Genomic DNA, 13,288 nt, shown 5'->3' with positions numbered 1-13,288 from the left:
GATGAGGACCTTCAACAGGTGTGGATAATTTTACACACATTATCCACCTATATTTCATCACGCTTTCATTCAATTATAAACACTCTACCCACAAGTTATCCACTTAACCATGTGGATAACAGAACGATTGTTCTTGTTTCCCATTCATGGTAGATTAAAGGTACTTCAAAGACATTCGATCAACCTATGATGATATGTCTTTTCCTCAAGTTTTATGCCAACTTTTTCAGGGGAGGTGTTTTTCCCATCATATGGGTTTCTAGTATGAAAAAGCTGTCAGATGATTTACTTATAGAATCGTATTATAAAGCAAATGAAATGAACTTAAATCGCGACTTCATTGAATTAATTGAGACAGAAATGAAAAGACGTTCGCTCGGGCATATGCTCTCTGTTTCCTCTTAATTCCATATATCCAGGAACCATGCCTCCCGAGCACTCTCCTTTTTTAAACTCAGGTGACTGATATTATATCACTTGCGCTATAGGCTTACTACTATTTTCCGTAAAAAACACCCCTTCTGATCAAAGAAGAGGTGTCTTATTTGCAAGGCTGTTCATTCCAAAACCATAACCCTCCACCTACGACCAAAATGACGACAAGGAACACAACAAGAAAAGCGTAACCGATTCCTGCTCCTTGAGCTGGATAAGGCGAACACGCAGGGTAAGGATAAGGACATCCCCACATATCAGTTACCTCCTTCTAAGAAGATATACTGTTAGACTATGCTGGATGGATCGTCTTGTTTAGGCAGATGGCCTGCATTTAAAAATGTTTAATGACATCACGCTCTTTGATTTCGTTATAAATGATTCTTGCCCCTTTTGGTGTCATATGATTGCCAGAAGGGTCAATGAGGCCAGACTGAATCAAGGCGTTGTCACTATCTTCACCCGCTTCTCGGATGAACGCTTTCCAATTGTCGACAAGCGGCACCTGCTGTTTTTCAGCTACTTGTCTTGTGATGTCATTGTATGAGTTTTGCCAAGCTCTCGCCCCGCCTCTCTCAGCAAAATAAGATGACTTATATCTAGAATAATAATACAAGCCCTTTTTGCCTCCTTCCACCACAGGCACGCACGTCATGAGGATCGGGGTAATTCCCTCTTTCCTACTTTCAGAAATGAAGTAGGATAAGTTTTCTTTAAATCGTTTTTTGGTTACACGGGGATGTTTCCCGTCTAGAATCGCCGCATCATTTGTACCGAACATGATGAGGACGTAAGTTGGTTTTTGTTTTAAAATATCCTGCTCAAAGCGCAGCTTCGCATCTTCTGTTGTCTGCCCGCCAATCCCGGCATTGTGTACCTTGATTTGGCCGCGCTCGACGTTTTTCATGAGATTCACCCATTTTTCAGATGTGGGATAATCTCGAAAATCCCAGTTCGATCCTCTTGTGTTACTGTCACCAAATGCAATCACACTTTCCTGTGCCTGCTTCGAGCACCCAGCCGCAACACATATCAGGATGAAAAGGAAAACAAATTTCTTCACAACATTCACCTCCAAAAGCCCTCTTCATATAGTAAACGACAAGACTTTTGGTTTCAATGAATGACTGTTTCTTAATGTAATTGAACCGGCAGATAATCTCTGTCATGGTGCAGCAGTTCGCTCACTTTCACAAACTCATAGCCCCTTTTCTTTAGTTCAGGTACGACTTGTTTCAGCGCTTCTACTGTCTGCTTACGATTTCCTCCGCCATCATGTAAAAGGATGATATCACCGCCCTGAATATTCTCAATAATACGGCTGGCAATTTTGTGTGCACCTGGCCTTGACCAGTCCTTCGGATCTTGCGTAAAGGACCACATCACGACATCGTATCCTTGCTTAGAAAGAATGCGGAATGACTTCATCGTCAAGCGCCCGCCCGGGGGACGAAATAATAAGGGTCCGCCCGGCTGGAGAGAAGCGATATGAGCCGCTGATTCTTTTAATTCTTGCTTGATTTCTTTCGATGACAAAAGGTCAAAATACGTATGGTTCATCGTGTGATTGCCAAGCTCATTTCCTTCGCTCACAATCCGCTCTGCGAGGAGGGGATATGCATGAATACGGCTTCCGATGACAAAAAAGCTGGCATTCACTTCATGCTCTCTCAGTACATCTAGTATTTGATTTGTGTATACCGGATGAGGCCCATCGTCAAAGGTTAACGCAATCTTTTTCCGTTCCTCTCTCATGTCCCAAAAGGCTCGTCCCGTTTTTTCTAGGTCGATTCTTTTTAATGTATGCGCCTCTATGTTACCAGGAACAAAAGCGCATATTACCAATATACATAACAAGATATGCAACCCTTTCATCAGACCGCCTCCACAGAACATCATTACACATTAAATTGCCCGCTTTCTGATGAATTCATTCAAGTTTCGTGATCGTCTACGCTTCTTTTTCACATAAAAAAAGCCGGCCCATCAGGCCCGCTTTTTGTCTCACGTTTGGTTTCTCTCTTCAACTGTCGAACGTTGCTTAGAATTCATACAGACACTCTCCTTCTTGGATTTGATTTTGAGCCCATAACAATTTTTGATAATACTGGTTGGACTTCTGGTATTGTTGAGAGGTTTCTAAGGCTGTCGCAATTTCTAGTGAGATATCCTCTATATAAGAGTATAGGCTAAGTTTTTCCAAATAATCAATGGTTTTTTGCAGTTGTTCTTCATTGATTTCCTGAACATATAAAGCATCCAGATACTCAAACATATGACAGAACAGCTGGTCTTCATGCTTCTTTGCGGCCAATTTCCCATCCTCTAATATGCGCCTTGCTTCAGTCTGCTCATTTTGTCTAAAAAGCAGCTTGGCCAGTGTATAAAGTGTATGAGGCAGCGTGGGAAGCAGCTCTTTTTTGGCGAGGTCTGCCGATTCGGTTAAATATCGTTCTGCTTCTTCTCGATAACCTAACTCCCCGTAACATTTCCCTAAATTATAGAGTGCTGAGCTATAAATGCGCGAGTGGTCAATTTCGGATGCGAGTTGTTTCGCCTTTTTCAAGTGAGGCAGTGCTCGATCTTTACGTTTTAAATCTTGATAATTTCCCGAGATGACAAAGAGGCACTGAATAATGCGAATGGAATATGCATCATGCTGATCGTATATTTCAAGCGCTTTTAAAATATGGTGCATGGAGACATGCGTTTGTTTCATTATATAGTAGGCTTCTGCTACTTTAAAATGAAACTCGGCCTGCTCAATATCATCAAATACCATAGATAGCTGTTTTTCTGCCATGCGATAATATTTGACGGCCTCCAAATATTCTTTTTGACTAAACTCATGCATGCCACGAAAAAATGCATGGTAATAATGCAGCATATCAGATAACTCATGATTGGAATTTTCGATTTTATCGACAAGGTTAGATACTGAGAAAGGTTGATATTTTGAAGGGTGTATATAGTCGAGCATAATTTGGTGCCGAAAACACATGAGCTGATAATAAATCAGTAAATGCTGGTCCTCTTCCATACGTTCAATTTCCGCTTCTACTTCCGCTTTCAAGATTTCCGCATCTGGAACACTGAACTGCCGTATCATTCGATACCATTCATTAATTTTCATACCGACATGTGAAGAAAGAACCTTCCCCATGTTCCGAAAAAACCCCTTCCTTTTCGGTCTAATATTACATATTTTAGCACGCTTCTAGACCGCCAAGCACCGCAAAGAAACCGCAAACATATGAGAGGTGCAGCAAAAACATACGCACAGAAGCACGTTTCTTTCAAATAAGATGATTTTTTCATCGTACAGACACAGACAATCCTTCCTTCACATACATTTGAGGATATAGGCAGCGGCCTAAACATGGTGGAGGTGAAAATCGTGGCAGGAGTATTTACAGCGATGGGATTGATGGTCAAAGAATTGGTGTTTTTAGTGTCCTATGTCAAAAACAATGCCTTTCCACAACCCCTTTCGGGAGATGATGAGAAAAAATACTTAGCCCTCATGGCAGAGGGCGATGAACACGCAAGAAACATGCTGATTGAACATAACCTTCGGCTCGTCGCCCATATTGTCAAGAAATTTGAAAATACCGGGGAAGACGCTGAAGACCTCATCTCCATCGGGACGATCGGACTCATTAAAGCCATCGAAAGCTATTCCTCTGGAAAAGGAACAAAGCTGGCAACTTATGCGGCGCGGTGTATTGAAAATGAAATTCTCATGCACTTACGCGCACTCAAAAAAACAAAAAAGGACGTCTCTCTGCATGACCCCATCGGTCAAGATAAAGAAGGCAACGAAATTTCATTAATTGACGTCTTAAAATCAGAAAATGAAGACGTGATTGATACCATTCAGCTCAACATGGAGCTTGAAAAAGTAAAAGAATATATCGACATTCTCGACGGCCGAGAAAAAGAAGTGATCGTCGGCCGATTCGGTTTGGACTTAAAGAAAGAGAAAACGCAGCGAGAAATAGCCAAGGAGCTCGGGATATCGCGGAGCTATGTGTCACGGATAGAGAAACGCGCGCTGATGAAGATGTTTCATGAGTTTTACCGGGCGGAGAAGGAGAAACGGAAGCGGGAGAAGGGGAAGTGATTTGAAAGATATAAAAAAATCCATTCATTTTGGGTTGATAAAAAAACAGACCACATTAGGTCTGTTTTTTATTTTGACCATTCTTTGTTTCTTATATAAGACTGACCCTTATTAGATTTAAAAATACTCTAAAGGCTAAGAAATATCTGTTCACTCCATTGACTTCAATATCCCGTTTTCTTTTAAAAAACGCTCAAACAACTGATTTCCTTCATCTTCAATTTTGTCATCTTCAATGGAATACTCCCCAATCAACAGCCCTAAATCTTCATATTTTTCATAATGCTTTAAAAGCGTGATCCCATACCATGTATGATCAAAAAATAATAGCCATTTTCCTGTGTCTAAACTCTTAAAAAACATCCCTTCAATATCAACACCCTGTTCATAATAGCCAACATGTAGGTGCATCGTATCGTCTAAACTATGCATTTCATCCCCCTTAACACGTGTCTATCTGGTTCCCTCGTAAAAAATTTATAGATTTTGCTGAAAATCAATCGTCCTCAACTCCACCCATTCAACACTATCAGGTATCGATTTTGTTTTTAGAAAATGTTGAACGATTTCATAGGCTTGATGTCGATCGACGTAGCTGCATGAAGGTACATACAATGGTGCGCCTGCAACGACATGCTTGATTGTTTCTATCTTCTCTTCTTTTTTAAAAGGAACCAAAAAACCTGGATATCTCATAAGAAAAAAGCCATAAGGTTCATGATAAAAGAAAACAAGACTTTCCGTTTCCCAATCTTCATCCACTTCAATAGAAGATTCTCCATTCCCTTGTTTCCAATAGTCTTCATCCTTATGGAAGAAGATTTCTTTCATCCATTCTTCTCCCGGATTTTCCACTGGAGCACCGGTTGGTCCATAATACAAAAACATTCCATTCTCTCCTTCGACAACTATTGATTTCTCGTTCTCTTTCCTTCAAATGTGTAAAATGGATAAGTAAATGATGATTTATTCTGAAAGAATGCTTCTTAAATTCAATATTTTTTAATAGACCATTCATATTCAATTACTAAACTCCATTAATCTAAATTCTCCTTATTATGTTTCAACTCTTTATAAATAAATTAAATAAGTTTAAAGTTTTCATTTAACCAACTATAAAAATCTTAAACTCCTATGAAAAAACTTTAATTCTTTACTTTCAGACCGATTATAAAATTAAAGATACATTATCAATATTAAACAATATTTTTATTCTGAACAAAGGGGAATGACATGTACGATTTTTTCTTATTTATATTTTTTGTTAGCCTTATTTCCATAATAATTATTATTATATTGACCCTCATTGAAAGGACCAAAGAAAAAAATGAATTTGAAAAATTAAGCAAATCAGGAATCGATCAAATAGATGCTATGACAGGAAGAGAATTTGAAATCTATTTAAGCGTTCTATTTAGGAACCTAGGTTATAAAGTAAAATTAACTAAAGCTTCTGGTGACTACGGTGCTGATCTAATCTTGAAAAAATCTGGTTTGAGTATTGTAGTTCAAGCTAAAAGGTATAAAAAAAAAGTGGGGGTGAAATCTGTACAAGAAATCACTTCAGCAAGGTTTTATTATTCATCTGAATCATCATGGGTAGTTACTAATAATTATTTTACATCTCCAGCAATCGAATTAGCTGAAAAAACAGATGTTAAATTATTTGATAGAGATGATCTTGTTAACTTAATTTTAAAGTCAAAAGAATCAAACGAAAAAATAATTATTACCTATTGAATATTAACTAGATTAACTCTAAGAGGCATATATAATGGATCTAATTACTTCTTAAACAGAAAACAATTTCTATGTTCCGAAATTGTTTTCTCAATTAATTATCAATAAATTATTTTTTCTGTTCTTCCTTCCACTGCTCAAGCTCAGACACCGTCAATAATTGATATCCTTGTTTGGTGAGTTCTTTGATAATCGTGACGGCTGCGTTTGCTGAGGTGTCATAGATGTCGTGCATTAAGACCGTTTCACCGCTAGATGCATGGGCTAGAATGTAGTCCGCGACGTATTGGCTGTTTCGATATTTCCAGTCTTCAGGATCCACATCCCAAAGGGTCACTTTCATGTGAAGAGCTTCGTTGATTTGCCCGTTTGTCCCGCCATATGGCGGTCTAAAATGAGTCGGTGTGAACCCGCTCGCTTTTTCAATGATTTGTTGCGTGTCTTCTACTTGTTTGACCGCTTGTTTTAAGGGAAGTCTTGTGAGCAAAGGGTGGTTATAGGAGTGGTTTCCAATTTCATTTCCACCCTTTCTGATTTCACTTAACATATCGGGATAATACTGAACCCTGCTGCCTAATACAAAAAATGTAGCATGTCCTTTGTTCTCTTTTAATGCTGTTAAAATTTTTGAGGTCGTTGATGGATTGGGCCCATCATCAAATGTGAGTGCAATGGCTTTTTGATTTGGATGAAATGTGGATGGTTTTGGCAATTTCACAATCTTTCTTGTTGGAATCGGTTCTTTTTTCTCGTTTTTGTTCAATTCTTTCTTAATATATTCAGGTTTTAATATTCCTTTCAGCAGTGTTTTCTTAATCGCTAACACTTGAGGGCCTTGATGATTTGGAGCGATTTGTCCTCTTGGAAAGTAGAATTCAATAAAACGATCTTTGATGGCAAAATACTGATAGTTCTTCGCCTCAGGAGACGTTCCCCGTTTGAGCAGCGGCTGATTTTCAGCTAGCGTTCGATCTTTTTTTAATTCCTCAAAAGTCATATGAGATAATTTTTGAAAATTATCCTTCTTTGATAGAAAGATATCGTTGATTGATAAAAATGTCTGTTTCTTGAAATCAAAGTTCATCACCTTCGTTTGATTGACGCCTTGCTTTCCGCCCTTCACTTCATATGTATTGAATCTGATTGCGACGGTTTGCTTGGCATAATGAATGATCTCATAATCGATGTTTAACTCGTATCGTTTCTCTTCATTGACATCACTCGCTTGACTAAACGATGTTTTAAACTTTTCTAACGCGGTCTCTGCAAATCTTTTGATCTCCTGATCTAGTTTTTCTTGATGAAACAGCGGATAGTTGACAGCATATCTCATGAATTTCCCGTCATTCACAAGTGTGACAATTTCAACTTGTTTGTAGCTCGCATCTTGTTCTACTTTTTTCCTCTCTGTCCCGCTTGCCTGCTGGTTATGATAAAACGCAGCGATACCGATGACGATTGCAAGTCCACATAGGACGAGGCTGATCTTCCCTTTCGTTGACACAATGATTCTCCTCTCGTGATGCCGTCCTGTCTGGATGACGTGTGTTTGTAGGATAGACTTTTCGCAGCCCCTTTTTAGTTTGCAAAAAACACACTTGTCACATTTTCGACATATTTTACGAGAGACATATAAAAAGGGCTTGATCGCTTAGCCCTTATTTTTGCATATACAGTTGGAATAACTTTGTTTCTTCATCAATAGAGCGAGCCTGGTCAAAAGCTGCTCTGACTGTTTTTGAGTTGTTCACCAGCTCATACAGCATGGTGAGAACAAAAATAAATGACGCATTTCCATCAATGTAGTCATCGGGCGCTGTATAGGAGATCGCCCCTGTTTCTAAAAAAGCTTCTGCCACCTTTTTTTCACCTAGTGTACAGCCTGTACATATAATGTGGACTCCATTTAACGAAGCATACCGCTTTATGTCATCCGCACTAAAAGCAGCACCTCTCGGCTCACCCTCTTCGTATACATCTTCTCCTAACTCCGGCATGAGAAACGCTCCTTCTTCTCCGTGAAAGGATAAAAGAATGAAATCCGTCTTGCCTCTATTCCTCCCGGATAATACATCAATCAGGTCATTCGGTCTGCCTATCCAATGCATATCGACTTTTGCGCCAAAGTTTTCAAGTGCTGCACGAAGCGCAAAGGATTCCAGCTCACTATTTGGTCCGGCTGCCAATGTGATGCGCATGACTGGCTGGCTCATTTATATCCCCTCCAAACGATGATAAACATAGCACCATTTTTTCCTCATCTACATATGCACCATTTATTTTTAGTGCTTTTTCTTCTACCGCATACGACTTAAATCCAACAGACTTGTAAAGATGTTTGGCTGGGTCGTTTGTTGTGACCACTGTTAAATATAGTTGTTCGATGTCTTTTTTTTCGCGTGCAAAAGAAAGTACTTTTGTCAGAAGTGCCTTCCCCATTCCTTTTCCGCGTCCATTAGCCGTGACATACATCGCTACCACATTGGCACGGTGCTTTAATTTCTGCAAGGTTTCTTGTATGAGTGTAACCGAGCCGACCAGCTGACCTTGATGAAAGGCACCGAATGTCCACATAGATTGTGTAGAGGCAAAACGAGCCTTATATTTATTCTTCGTATCTAGCTTCTCTTCCTCGTAACTCATAGCAAAACTCTCTGGATTTAATCGGAGTGCTTCTAATCTCAAGTTCGCATATTCTTGAGCATCTTCTGGTGTTAACAATCGAATATTCAGAAAATCGCCTCCATCAGAATGAATTGATACTTCCAATTTTATCTTGAAAGGCGCTTTTGATCAAAGAATATTGGTTCATTTACATATAGCACATTTCTTATAGACTTTTAGGCTCTCTTTCGTTTTTGTGAAAACAAGGTCATTTTGATCATGTTCACTTGATATTTCCTATCCAAAACGATTCTTTTCTCACTTATCTTTTCACTTATTTTATATTAACCTATAACTAATTCATAAAAAAAAAGAAAAAAAAGGATTGATATGAACAAAAACATATCATAAGATAGAATAGTAATAAAAAGACAAAAAAGGGAGGAATTTGATATGACAGAAACAAGAAATGAAATCAAACTACATGTTCTTTTTGGTGCTTTAGCAGTAGGATTCCTTATGCTAGCTCTTTTTTCCTTCTCGCTACAAGTACTGCCAGTTGCTGATCTAGCAAAAGAATTTGGTATTCCAGGCAGTGTTGCCGCTGTGGTTCTTAATGTGGTTGAAGCGGGTGGAGCTGTCACTACAATTGTCTCCATTTTAACTGCTGTAGGTTCAGGCGGTCTTTCTCTTATTGCTGCGGCTGGTAAAGAGACAATTCGTCAATACCTTAAAAACGAAATTAAGAAAAAAGGCCGTAAAGCCGTTATCGCTTGGTAATTTATTTAACGACTCAATAGAAGGAGACTCTGTTCTCCTTCTATTTAAATTTTTGTGCAGGTGAGAAGATGTTATATCCTTTATTATCACTACTTCTATCCATTAGACTGGAGCAGCAGTATTCTAATATCGCTCAGTACGTTATACGAAAAATTCCATTTCTCAAGTCGTTTTCTTCAAAACAGTACATATTTTTTTCTTGTATTCTTGATATCATATTCGGATGCATGATTGTATTCGTGATTTCTTCATTTCTTTACTCCCCCGTCTATCAAATAGAATGGGAAAGTGCTTTTGTGATGTTTTTATTTTTATTTTCTATCGTCAAAGGAATTGAATCTTATAGAAGAACTCATCTTCTTCCTTTTAAAGAATTGATACAGCTAGCACCTGTTTCCTCTAGACAACTTTTTCAAACGCTTCTGTTTTCAGAATTGATTTGGCTTGTGTTTACGAGTTTGAGCACTTATTTGATCTATTTTTTGTTTCAATATGATATTGTTCAAACACACGATCTGGCATTCTGGTTAAAACATGTCAATGTGATGCTGACAAGTATCTTCCTATTTATCATCAGCAATAAGATATTCGGTGCTTATATTTATAACATCGTCGTAAAAAAAATCGGGGCCATTCGTGTCCTCTTTTTTGCAAGCATCGCTTTGCTTTTTTTCTTTTTCGGAAGGGTTCTCATATTAAACGTCATTTTCCCTTTTTATCACACCTTCCAGCAACTATTTCAATCGATCTCATCGCTTGCAGAGGATTCGTTTTGGATCACTCTTTCAAACAAGCTGATCTCTTTATATCAACATGATCTTCAGCAAATGCATCATGCTTTATTTTCAGATGGCTCTGTTTTTCTACAATTTCAAGCCCTTTTTAATTCACCTATTACATTGATTGTTGTGATAATAGGTAGTGCGCTTGTCATGAGAAGTCCTGTTCGATGGATTCCAACGGAAAAAGATCAAGACCAAAGCTCAAAGCATTTTCGGGATTTATTTTATTGGTACTTTCAAGTACTGCATAAAATTCAGGGTTTGTTGTTTAGACAAAATGTGTTGATCCAAAAAGACATCAAGCTGCTGAAAGAAAAAAGGTGGCTCTTATCTAAAGAATTTTTTAATTATATGTTCATGTCATATGAAGCCTTCTTTTATATTGGTGTTTTTACCGGATTGATCTCGATCATCGATCATCAAGCCTTGCAAATTCAGCTGCTATTCACACTCAATATTATGATACTAGCGAATCAATCTTATGAGATGAGAATGCTGACACCTTCTATTTTTGCTTTAAGTGCTGAAAAAAAGAACATTTGGCTTTACGAGCTTTCTCAAATATCACTTTTGCAATTTTTCTTATCAAAAATCCAGTTATTTTATTGTTTATTTTCCATACCAGCGCTCTTTTTACTATTCATTAATCTATCTATCATGACTGTGTATCAACTGTTTCATGTTCAGATGCTCATTCAACTGGTGGCATTAGGGATTGGCTTTTTCATTTTTCCTTTAATCCAACTGTACTTGTTTCCATTCACAACGAAATTCAATTTTATTCATGAGCATGAAATAGGGACAACAAATGAGGAACTAGAGATCATCGATAAAGGTCAGGCATTTGCCAGAAACTTTCTTGTGCTGCCTTTCATGTACTATTTGATTTTGACCTCTTTTCTCCCTATATTGCAGCAATCCTCAGGGCTCGTAAACGTGCTGTTTGCTATATATTTTGTGATCGTTTCAGTGATTTGCTGGATATTATGCCGCAAGACCATTTATAAAGGAATTGAGTATGTTGAAAAAAATAAGATATTTTCTATCGGAGAATAGATTGATTCTACGCCTCGGCTATCTTTACGCCGGTGTATTTATTGTAGCTTTGCTCATTGGAAGTCTCCTTCCTTATGATCAGATTCCTTATTTAAAAAAGGATGAAGACATGTTTTTTCTCTCTATTTTTTCAAACAATTTACAGGTTGGACTTGCCATGCTAGGTATCGGGGCTTTTACTGGCGGCATTATGTCTGCTGGCATTCTTTTTTATAATGGCTATATCATTGGAAAACTCATTCAGTTTTTGATAGCTCAGCATGAAGTGAAGCAGTTATTCACTGGCCTCATGCCACATGCTTTTGTTGAGGTGCTTGGTTTGATCCTCTTTTCAATCGTCAGTGCTTTTCCATTCATTTATCTTTACCGGTTTATGAAAGGTAAGGCCATTGATGTAAGAAAGCTGACTCGGACTGTGATTCAGTTAATCTTTGTCGCTATAGTGCTCTTGTTGATTGCCTCTCTTTTAGAGGAATATGTCAGCCATGTACATCTATCTTAGAAGAAAGGAGAATGTGGTTCTATGGAGCTACTTCTACGCCCTAAACAATTTTTCAACCAACATCAATCGACCAAAACCGTTATAGGTTTAGTCTTACTATCTTTATTTGTTTCAACTGTTTTTTTAACATTTTTCATTATTGATTTGTTAGTAGAGGAACCATTATCTGCGGGAAAACAATTAGCCAGCATTGTGTTTATCTTTTTACTGACAATCCCACTTTATTTCATATTGAATTTTCTCGGTACTGTCGTGACTTCTATTTATATGTACTTTTTTCATAAAACGTTTATTTTGCGCAAAATGTATTTTGTCATCTTGCTTTATAATGCGTTTCTTCTATTAGTGAATAGCGCAGCAATCTATTGTGTGATGGTACTCGATTTAGATCATTATTTTATCTTCATCCAAACGGTTTCTTTTTTGATCAACTTGTACCTTTTACGCATCCTATATGATGGGATCATTTATTATGCTAAAGGATCAAAAAAAGCCGCCCTTGCGACCGTCATCTTGTATATGCTGGTGACCACTGTTTTTGTTATTGGAGGATTTATCAATGGCTAGTTTGCAAGTGTCTCAGCTATCTTTTCGTTATGAAACAACTGAAGAAAGCTCTCCCCTCCTTGATCAAGTATCCTTTCATCTGAAAGAAGGTGATCGTGCTTGTATTATCGGGAAAAACGGCAGCGGTAAATCGACACTTTTAAAGATCATCGCAGGTCTGCTTCCTTCAGTATCCGAAACGGTTTTACTCAATGAACAGCATCATCCTGGGTCAGCTCTTTTTAAAGGGTTGGTCGCGTACATTCCAGATAAGCCTTTGGTTTATGATGCGCTGACTGGTATCGAGCATATGACTCTTATACAGTCGCTATGGAAAATGAATCAGTCAGAAAAAGAGGTATACAAAAAGACCTTTCTCTCGCTTTGTGATGCATTTGATTTAACTCATGCACTTAAGATGCCTGTCAAACAATATTCACTAGGCATGAGATATAAGCTTTTCTTTAATTGTATGGCGGCCAGATCACCAGAGCTAATCATTCTTGATGAACCTTTTACATCTCTTGATGAGGCATCTCAAATGCAGTCTATTTCTTTATTAAAAGAAGAATTCTCTGATCAATGTGTTTTATTTACAAGCCATCAGCGCTACCTTTATTCAGAATTAGGAAATCGTTTTTTCGAGCTTGATCACGGACAACTAAATGAAATAGAGCGTTGAACATACAAAAGGCATCCCATCACAGGATGCCTCACTTC

The 13,288-nt window shown here is 38.1% G+C and carries 17 protein-coding genes; 8 read left to right on the top strand and 9 right to left on the bottom strand.

The annotated features are described in order from the left end of the window. Window positions 1–264: 264 nt before the first annotated feature. The gene (locus tag ES896_RS07940; protein WP_003217327.1) at window positions 265–405 is read left to right on the top strand and encodes a sporulation histidine kinase inhibitor Sda; all 141 of its coding nucleotides are present in this window, start codon (window positions 265–267) and stop codon (window positions 403–405) included. A 136-nt stretch (window positions 406–541) separates the two neighbouring features. Here the strand turns inward: ES896_RS07940 and ES896_RS20100 are convergent, their stop codons facing one another. From ES896_RS20100 to ES896_RS07925, 4 genes are all read right to left on the bottom strand, one after another. Beyond that, window positions 542–691 (bottom strand): hypothetical protein, encoded by a 150-nt coding sequence (locus ES896_RS20100; protein ID WP_003217499.1) that lies wholly within the window; start codon window positions 689–691, stop codon window positions 542–544. Window positions 692–769: 78 nt separating this feature from the next. Then, window positions 770–1,498 (bottom strand): SGNH/GDSL hydrolase family protein, encoded by a 729-nt coding sequence (locus tag ES896_RS07935; RefSeq protein WP_224558465.1) that lies wholly within the window; start codon window positions 1,496–1,498, stop codon window positions 770–772. A gap of 71 nt (window positions 1,499–1,569) precedes the next feature. Further along, window positions 1,570–2,310 carry a polysaccharide deacetylase family protein gene (locus tag ES896_RS07930; RefSeq protein WP_135226685.1) on the bottom strand — a complete coding sequence of 247 codons (741 nt, stop codon included), beginning with the start codon at window positions 2,308–2,310 and terminating at the stop codon, window positions 1,570–1,572. A 166-nt stretch (window positions 2,311–2,476) separates the two neighbouring features. Further along, entirely contained in the window at window positions 2,477–3,598 is a 1,122-nt protein-coding gene (locus tag ES896_RS07925; RefSeq protein ID WP_135226684.1) for a response regulator aspartate phosphatase, read from the bottom strand. 231 nt (window positions 3,599–3,829) lie between these two features. On the opposite strand from ES896_RS07925, the gene sigK reads away from it, so the two are divergent. After that, window positions 3,830–4,558, top strand: coding sequence for an RNA polymerase sporulation sigma factor SigK (gene sigK / locus ES896_RS07920; RefSeq protein ID WP_058014952.1), 729 nt, complete (start codon window positions 3,830–3,832; stop codon window positions 4,556–4,558). 150 nt (window positions 4,559–4,708) lie between these two features. Here sigK and ES896_RS07915 read toward each other — a convergent pair whose 3' ends face one another. Both ES896_RS07915 and ES896_RS07910 read right to left on the bottom strand, forming a co-directional pair. Then, window positions 4,709–4,990 (bottom strand): DUF3986 family protein, encoded by a 282-nt coding sequence (locus ES896_RS07915; protein ID WP_048003093.1) that lies wholly within the window; start codon window positions 4,988–4,990, stop codon window positions 4,709–4,711. Between the two features lie 45 nt (window positions 4,991–5,035). Beyond that, window positions 5,036–5,446, bottom strand: coding sequence for an Imm1 family immunity protein (locus tag ES896_RS07910; protein ID WP_048003092.1), 411 nt, complete (start codon window positions 5,444–5,446; stop codon window positions 5,036–5,038). Between the two features lie 345 nt (window positions 5,447–5,791). Between ES896_RS07910 and ES896_RS07905 the strand changes: the two genes are divergently transcribed. After that, on the top strand, window positions 5,792–6,298 hold the full coding sequence (locus ES896_RS07905; RefSeq protein WP_048003091.1) for a restriction endonuclease: 507 nt from the start codon (window positions 5,792–5,794) through the stop codon (window positions 6,296–6,298). Between the two features lie 109 nt (window positions 6,299–6,407). Here ES896_RS07905 and ES896_RS07900 read toward each other — a convergent pair whose 3' ends face one another. The 3 genes from ES896_RS07900 to ES896_RS07890 all read right to left on the bottom strand — a co-directional run bounded on the left by ES896_RS07900 (window position 6,408) and on the right by ES896_RS07890 (window position 9,067). Further along, window positions 6,408–7,802 carry a polysaccharide deacetylase family protein gene (locus tag ES896_RS07900; protein WP_135226683.1) on the bottom strand — a complete coding sequence of 465 codons (1,395 nt, stop codon included), beginning with the start codon at window positions 7,800–7,802 and terminating at the stop codon, window positions 6,408–6,410. A gap of 154 nt (window positions 7,803–7,956) precedes the next feature. Further along, a complete protein-coding gene (locus ES896_RS07895) occupies window positions 7,957–8,511 on the bottom strand; it encodes a hypothetical protein (protein WP_019743199.1) in 555 nt (184 codons plus the stop codon). Continuing rightward, window positions 8,465–9,067, bottom strand: coding sequence for a GNAT family N-acetyltransferase (locus ES896_RS07890; RefSeq protein WP_412093603.1), 603 nt, complete (start codon window positions 9,065–9,067; stop codon window positions 8,465–8,467). The genes ES896_RS07895 and ES896_RS07890 overlap by 47 nt, the downstream gene beginning before the upstream one ends. Before the next feature lie 288 nt (window positions 9,068–9,355). On the opposite strand from ES896_RS07890, the gene ES896_RS07885 reads away from it, so the two are divergent. The 5 genes from ES896_RS07885 to ES896_RS07865 all read left to right on the top strand — a co-directional run bounded on the left by ES896_RS07885 (window position 9,356) and on the right by ES896_RS07865 (window position 13,250). Then, window positions 9,356–9,682 (top strand): uberolysin/carnocyclin family circular bacteriocin, encoded by a 327-nt coding sequence (locus ES896_RS07885; RefSeq protein WP_017358050.1) that lies wholly within the window; start codon window positions 9,356–9,358, stop codon window positions 9,680–9,682. A 299-nt stretch (window positions 9,683–9,981) separates the two neighbouring features. Beyond that, window positions 9,982–11,520 carry a hypothetical protein gene (locus tag ES896_RS07880; RefSeq protein ID WP_234922825.1) on the top strand — a complete coding sequence of 513 codons (1,539 nt, stop codon included), beginning with the start codon at window positions 9,982–9,984 and terminating at the stop codon, window positions 11,518–11,520. Then, window positions 11,483–12,022, top strand: a complete 540-nt coding sequence (locus ES896_RS07875) for a stage II sporulation protein M (protein ID WP_234922824.1) — start codon at window positions 11,483–11,485, stop codon at window positions 12,020–12,022. The genes ES896_RS07880 and ES896_RS07875 overlap by 38 nt, the downstream gene beginning before the upstream one ends. Window positions 12,023–12,043: 21 nt before the next feature. After that, window positions 12,044–12,589: a hypothetical protein gene (locus ES896_RS07870; protein WP_017367654.1), complete on the top strand. Its 546-nt coding sequence runs from the start codon at window positions 12,044–12,046 to the stop codon at window positions 12,587–12,589. Further along, window positions 12,582–13,250, top strand: a complete 669-nt coding sequence (locus tag ES896_RS07865; protein WP_017367655.1) for an ABC transporter ATP-binding protein — start codon at window positions 12,582–12,584, stop codon at window positions 13,248–13,250. Before ES896_RS07870 ends, ES896_RS07865 begins: the two co-directional genes overlap by 8 nt. The last annotated feature ends 38 nt before the right edge of the window (window positions 13,251–13,288 follow it).

Origin of the sequence: Bacillus sp. 005/A4HT-01/001 (assembly GCF_004634445.1) — a bacterium.
Taxonomy (GTDB): domain Bacteria; phylum Bacillota; class Bacilli; order Bacillales; family Bacillaceae; genus Bacillus; species Bacillus altitudinis.
The sequence above is the reverse complement of the archived record's forward strand: the minus strand, read 5'-3'. Positions and strand labels throughout refer to the sequence as shown.

What these genes read in the sequence shown, in the direction of transcription:
- ES896_RS07940 (WP_003217327.1), top strand. Translation starts at nt 265, where the DNA reads ATGAAAAAGCTGTCAGATGATTTACTTATAGAATCGTATTATAAAGCA.
- ES896_RS07885 (WP_017358050.1), top strand. Translation starts at nt 9,356, where the DNA reads ATGACAGAAACAAGAAATGAAATCAAACTACATGTTCTTTTTGGTGCT.
- ES896_RS07895 (WP_019743199.1), bottom strand. Translation starts at nt 8,511, where the DNA reads ATGAGCCAGCCAGTCATGCGCATCACATTGGCAGCCGGACCAAATAGT.
- ES896_RS07925 (WP_135226684.1), bottom strand. Translation starts at nt 3,598, where the DNA reads ATGGGGAAGGTTCTTTCTTCACATGTCGGTATGAAAATTAATGAATGG.
- ES896_RS07910 (WP_048003092.1), bottom strand. Translation starts at nt 5,446, where the DNA reads ATGTTTTTGTATTATGGACCAACCGGTGCTCCAGTGGAAAATCCGGGA.
- ES896_RS07870 (WP_017367654.1), top strand. Translation starts at nt 12,044, where the DNA reads ATGGAGCTACTTCTACGCCCTAAACAATTTTTCAACCAACATCAATCG.
- ES896_RS07880 (WP_234922825.1), top strand. Translation starts at nt 9,982, where the DNA reads ATGTTTTTATTTTTATTTTCTATCGTCAAAGGAATTGAATCTTATAGA.
- ES896_RS07915 (WP_048003093.1), bottom strand. Translation starts at nt 4,990, where the DNA reads ATGCATAGTTTAGACGATACGATGCACCTACATGTTGGCTATTATGAA.
- ES896_RS07875 (WP_234922824.1), top strand. Translation starts at nt 11,483, where the DNA reads ATGTTGAAAAAAATAAGATATTTTCTATCGGAGAATAGATTGATTCTA.
- ES896_RS07930 (WP_135226685.1), bottom strand. Translation starts at nt 2,310, where the DNA reads ATGAAAGGGTTGCATATCTTGTTATGTATATTGGTAATATGCGCTTTT.
- ES896_RS07865 (WP_017367655.1), top strand. Translation starts at nt 12,582, where the DNA reads ATGGCTAGTTTGCAAGTGTCTCAGCTATCTTTTCGTTATGAAACAACT.
- ES896_RS20100 (WP_003217499.1), bottom strand. Translation starts at nt 691, where the DNA reads ATGTGGGGATGTCCTTATCCTTACCCTGCGTGTTCGCCTTATCCAGCT.
- ES896_RS07905 (WP_048003091.1), top strand. Translation starts at nt 5,792, where the DNA reads ATGTACGATTTTTTCTTATTTATATTTTTTGTTAGCCTTATTTCCATA.